The 4,932-nt window shown below is 58.9% G+C and carries 5 protein-coding genes and 2 pseudogenes; all 7 read right to left on the bottom strand.

The genetic code is table 11. The annotated features are described in order from the left end of the window. Positions 1 to 138: pseudogene (locus AKV04_RS27975) on the bottom strand (IS110 family transposase); the annotation flags it as partial. Between the two features lie 173 nt (positions 139 to 311). Next, positions 312 to 1,886, bottom strand: a complete 1,575-nt coding sequence (locus tag AKV04_RS03670; RefSeq protein ID WP_054005129.1) for a GMC family oxidoreductase — start codon at positions 1,884 to 1,886, stop codon at positions 312 to 314. Positions 1,887 to 1,901: 15 nt separating this feature from the next. Continuing rightward, positions 1,902 to 2,423: a twin-arginine translocation pathway signal gene (locus AKV04_RS03665; protein WP_054005128.1), complete on the bottom strand. Its 522-nt coding sequence runs from the start codon at positions 2,421 to 2,423 to the stop codon at positions 1,902 to 1,904. Positions 2,424 to 2,483: 60 nt separating this feature from the next. Next, a complete protein-coding gene (locus AKV04_RS03660) occupies positions 2,484 to 2,879 on the bottom strand; it encodes a VOC family protein (RefSeq protein WP_054005127.1) in 396 nt (131 codons plus the stop codon). A 90-nt stretch (positions 2,880 to 2,969) separates the two neighbouring features. Beyond that, complete coding sequence (locus AKV04_RS03655; protein ID WP_082351503.1) at positions 2,970 to 3,272, bottom strand: ribbon-helix-helix domain-containing protein; 303 nt, start codon at positions 3,270 to 3,272, stop codon at positions 2,970 to 2,972. Between the two features lie 388 nt (positions 3,273 to 3,660). Next, positions 3,661 to 4,152 (bottom strand): hypothetical protein, encoded by a 492-nt coding sequence (locus AKV04_RS03650; RefSeq protein ID WP_054005125.1) that lies wholly within the window; start codon positions 4,150 to 4,152, stop codon positions 3,661 to 3,663. Between the two features lie 24 nt (positions 4,153 to 4,176). Continuing rightward, a pseudogene (locus AKV04_RS27770) lies at positions 4,177 to 4,932 on the bottom strand (integrase core domain-containing protein); the annotation flags it as partial.

The raw sequence follows: 4,932 nt of genomic DNA, 5'->3' as shown, positions 1-4,932 counted from the left end.
GTCCTGATCGTTGATCCAACGCAACAGCGTCTCGGGTTCGCGCGCCACCTGCGCCTCCTTCACGATCTTCCCATGCTCGCTGATCACGCAGATCGCGGTCTTCTCCAGCGACACATCCAGTCCGACAAACAGCTTCATCCCGCACTCCTCCCTGTGGATCCGATACGGGAATGGCGCCAGCTTGCCCGCGATTCTGCAACCGTAACGGGCGGGTCGCGACGCAGGCCCCGTTACGGCATCTCCACTGGCAAGTCCGGCGAATACGCCGGGGCCTTAAAAAATGCGCGCGGGGATCCCGCGCGCAGCTTGCATCAGATCGTGCCCGCAGCCATCTCGCTGGCGATATGGTCTGCCTGACGGATCGCCAGCGCCACTATGGTCAGCGTCGGGTTTTCCGCAGCGCCAGTGGTGAACTGGCTGCCGTCCGAGATGAACAGGTTGGCGATGTCATGGGTCTGGCCCCATTTGTTGACCACGCCCAGTTTCGGGTCTTCCGACATCCGGTTGGTGCCAAGGTTGTGGGTGGATGGATAGGGCGGCGTCGGGAAGGCCCGCGTGGCCCCAACCGCCTCATACATCGCCACACCACGCTCGTAGGCATGGTTGCGCATGGCCACATCATTCGGGTGATCGGAATAATTTACATTGGGCGCGGGCAGGCCAAACTGATCCTTGGCTTCCGCAGACAGGGTGACGCGGTTGGTTTCTTGCGGCAGATCTTCGCCGACAATCCACAACCCGGCCATGTTTTCGTAGCTGTCCAAGCCCGAGGTAAATTCACGCCCCCAAGCGCCCGGATCAAGGAAGGCCGCCATGAACGGCAGACCAAGGCTGAGGGTTTCCAGCTCATACCCGCCGACAAAGCCGCGTTCCGGGGCGTGATGCGCCTCGTCCTGCATGATGCCTGCCATTGTGGTGCCGCGCCACATCCGCACCGGCTTGTCGAACACGCCGTAGACCGAGCCTGTGACATGCCGCATGTAATTGCGCCCGACCTGATCGGAGGAGTTGGCAAGCCCGTTCGGGAACATATCCGAGGCAGAGTTCAGCAGCAGTCGCGGGCTTTCAATCGTATTGCCCGCGACGCAAATGATCCGCGCCTTTTGGGTCTGCAAGGTGCCGTCCTTGTCATAGTATTCAACCGCCGTCACCTTGCCCGCCGCGTCATGCAGGATCTTGGCGACATGGCTGCGGTCGCGGACCTCCAAGTTGCCAGTCGCTTCGCCTTCAGGAATGTCGGTATAAGCGGCGGACCATTTCGCGCCCCATTTGCAGCCCTGAAAGCAGAACCCGGTTTGCTGGCAAGCCACACGGTTGCCGGTTTCATCCGAGGATTGGATCGCCATCCGCCCGGTGTGGACTTTGGTGTAGCCAATCGCCGTGGCACCTTTTTCGAACACTTTGTAGTTGTTGTTGCCCGGCAGGCCGGGGCGATTGCCAGTGCGTGTCACGCCCAGCTTTTCTTCGGCCTTGTCATACCACGGTGCCATCTCGGCGCCATCAATCGGCCAGTCGAGCAAGTTCGCGCCCTCGACCTTGCCGTAGTTGGTCAGTGCTTTCCACTCGTGGTCCTGAAACCGCAAAGACGCGCCTGCCCAGTGCGTTGTGGTGCCGCCAACCGCTTTGACGATCCATGCCGGAAGGCCCGAGAAATCCTTCGCCACCCGCCAATCGCCGCTGGTAGTGCGGGTATCGGTCCACGCCAACTGACCAAAGCTGGCCCATTCGTCGTTCAGATAATCCTCGGGCAAATAGCGCCCGCCTGCCTCTAGCGCCACCACCTTGACGCCCTTTTGCGCCAATTCGTTGGCCAGAACGCCACCGCCTGCGCCGGTGCCGATGATGACGACCACGGAATCGTCGTTCAGATCAAATTTCGCTACCATGTGTTCGTCCTCCCTTTACAACCAAGCAATGTCGTCGAAGCCGCGGTCGATATAGCCGCCCTTGCTGAAGGACTCGCCCTCATAGCCAAAGATCGGCCAGATCTCTTTCTGGTTATAAAGCCCAGTCACCAGACCACCCCGGATCTTCTGGAAGAACGCACCATTCTCGATGGCTTGCAGAACCTTCACCCGGTCCTTTTCCCAACCGATCGCCAGATATGAGGCGTGACCCTGCGCCACCGCCGCCGCGTCCAACTCGGCAATCCCGGCGGCGATCATGTCTTTGCTGTCTTCGGCGTCATAGCCTTTGACGGCGACCGCATAGTATTGGTCGGCCACCTTGTCATGCGGATAGATATCGCGCGCCATTTGCAGCAGCGTCGCCATTTGATCCGGCGTGATCACCGCAACCTCCAGCGCCCAAGCCGCATCAGGTGCCGCGATAAAGCCCGCCCCCGATACCGCCAGCGCCCATGTTGCGATGGAGCGCGACAGCAGCGCGCGCCGCGTGATGCCCTTAAGTTGATCTTGCTTCATGTCATCCTCCCTTGAGTGCGTAATGGCTGCGAACTCCCCCCGCAGCCTTGCGTTAGCGCGTCAGAGATACCTGCCGCCGCGCTGCAAAACTTCGATCTGGTAGCCGTCCGGGTCGGCGATAAAGAAGAACCGCGCCACCAGCACATCGCCGTTTTTGAAATCCACAAGCTTGCGCGGCGCCAGACCTGCCGCCGTTAACCGAGCGTGTTCTGCGTCAAGATCATCCACCGACACGGCCAAATGCCCATAGCCATCGCCCAGATTGTAAGGCTCGGTGCGGTCTTTGTTGACCGTCAGTTCCACCTCAAACCCGCTCTCGGGATTGGACATGTAGATCAATGTGAAGCCCGTAAAATCGAGGCGATCCGCTACCGAAAGCCCAAAAGCCGTCTGGTAAAAAGCAACAGAGCGCGCTTCCCGCAGCACACGGATCATAGAATGTATCGCCTTGGCCATAATCCCTCCTCAACCATCCCGGTTTTGGTAAGATTACTGAACCAATTTATGCGTAGGGTAGTAGCCCTCTACTACAGCGCAATTTTATTGCTATTCCGCTGCAAACCGGGGCTGAACCTGATCGGGCATCTGATCTAGTTCGCCCAGATGAATGGTGCAGGCACAGCGCAGGAAAGAGGTAAAGTTTGGTGCCTCGCCATGTTGTTGCAGCACTTCGGAATGAAGTTTCGACAACAAGGCGGGCGTGGTCAGACCTTCTTTGTCTGCCATCGCGTCCAATATCCGCCAGAACGCACGCTCCAACCGGATACTGGTAGACTGGCCGTTCAGCCGCAAACGGCGGGTGACGGACTCGTAGCGAGCAGGGCTTTGCCCGGCGAAGATCTGGCACATCAGCTTGTACTCCCCCATCCAAGCTAAGTGATCTGCGCCCGAGTCGTCAACATTGCCGATATCACGATTGCCTTGGGTAGCCCGCTTTGCCGCACGGCAGCGTTATCAAAACTTTTGCATAGGCAACGAGGCGTCAGCAAATGACAGCGTTCCGCCCTTTACGTCGACCACGGGTCTTTAGGCATGATCGACCCAAAGCCGTCGGTTGGTCGAGATATCTTCCCCATGCTCGGCGATCAGGTGCACGACCGGGCCGTGGCGTTCGATCCTATTACGCACGCGCACAAGCCGACCGGTGATAACGGCTTGCGCCCTAGGATCACGGAGAACTCCATTATCAGCTTATTCGTCGATGGCACCGCACACATAGATGCTCTGCAGTGCCGTATCAGGTAGACCCAAGACCTTCATCTTGGATGTTGAACCCTTTGGGAATACGGCAACCCTCATCAAGAGGCAGGGCTGCATCCTGCAATAGATCTTGTGCCATTGAATCGGCGTTGGGCCCCGCAGCCAAAAGCTGCTGCCATATATCACGAACGGCGGGCGCGATCCGCGGCTCTGTCACGGCGCGTGCCGTGTGAAGCCAAATCGCCAGCCCGTCGCTACTTTCATACTCACGCTTCTTCCGCAGGGTGGTGACTTTTGCCTGCGCAGCACTGGCAAAACGCGCAACAGACGCGGATGGCCAGTCGATCAATTCTTGCAAGTTTTGCCCAGCGGAAAGGTAGGACGCTGCCCAGAAACGCGCCGCCGCTGCATGACTTTCAACGATATGTGGTTTCGCCTGTGCCAGCTTGTCCGCAAGGGCCTGCGCCTCGTCGACCAAGGTTGCTGTTGCCTTTTCTAGCTTCCATGCGCTGAACATTTTGTCCTCCATTCTCGCTTATGACGGACAATGCCGCTAGGTATTCAGTCCCGGCATCCGGTGGATCGGGTTTAGGATGAATCGATCTGGCTCTGATGTCCAGATTTTGCAGATGTATGCGTAGGGCCTGAGGCCGTTCAGCGTCTTGTGCTGTCGGGCGAAGTTGTAGGCTGCCAGGAAGTCGGCGAGATGTATTCGCAACTGGTCGTGGCTGTCGTAGTGGAAGCGCTTGATCGTCGCGTCCTTGATCGTGCGGTTCGGTTGGCTGACAGCTGTTTGCCGTCAAACACCGAGAAGCATTCGCTCGACTTGGCCGTTCGTCCATGGGTGGTTGGGTTTCGTCAGCCTGTGTTCAATCCCGTTGGCCTCGCAGATCATGTCGAAGCGCATTGGCCGGGAGTAGATCGTATTGCGGTTCCGGGGTTGCTCGGCGAACGGGATGCCCCTCGCCATTGGGCTTGAACCCGTGGCGCTTCCAATGGCTCGATCGGGGAGAATGGTATGAACCTGATAGGGCACGACTTGAGCATGTGTGCACGAACTCCCAGGCGGTGCGTCTGTCAGCCGTTGCAACGCGTTGCGCGACGGCGAACTTGGCTGTCCGGTCGATGCCGACGAAGAGCGAGAGCTTGCCTTCAGCGGTCTGCATCTCAGCGATGTCCCCTCTCGTGGTTTGCAGGCAAACCACGAGAGGGCAGCGGATGTGGAAGAACCCGCCTGTCGGCCAATGGATCGGGCAGCGCTTGAACTTCTGGCGTTTGGGGTTGTCGCCCTCGACGTCGGGCAGGCGGG

This window comes from Cypionkella psychrotolerans (genome assembly GCF_001294535.1).
Classification (GTDB): Bacteria; Pseudomonadota; Alphaproteobacteria; order Rhodobacterales; family Rhodobacteraceae; genus Cypionkella; species Cypionkella psychrotolerans.
Note: the sequence above shows the minus strand (reverse complement) of the source record. Positions and strands in the feature narration are given on the sequence as shown.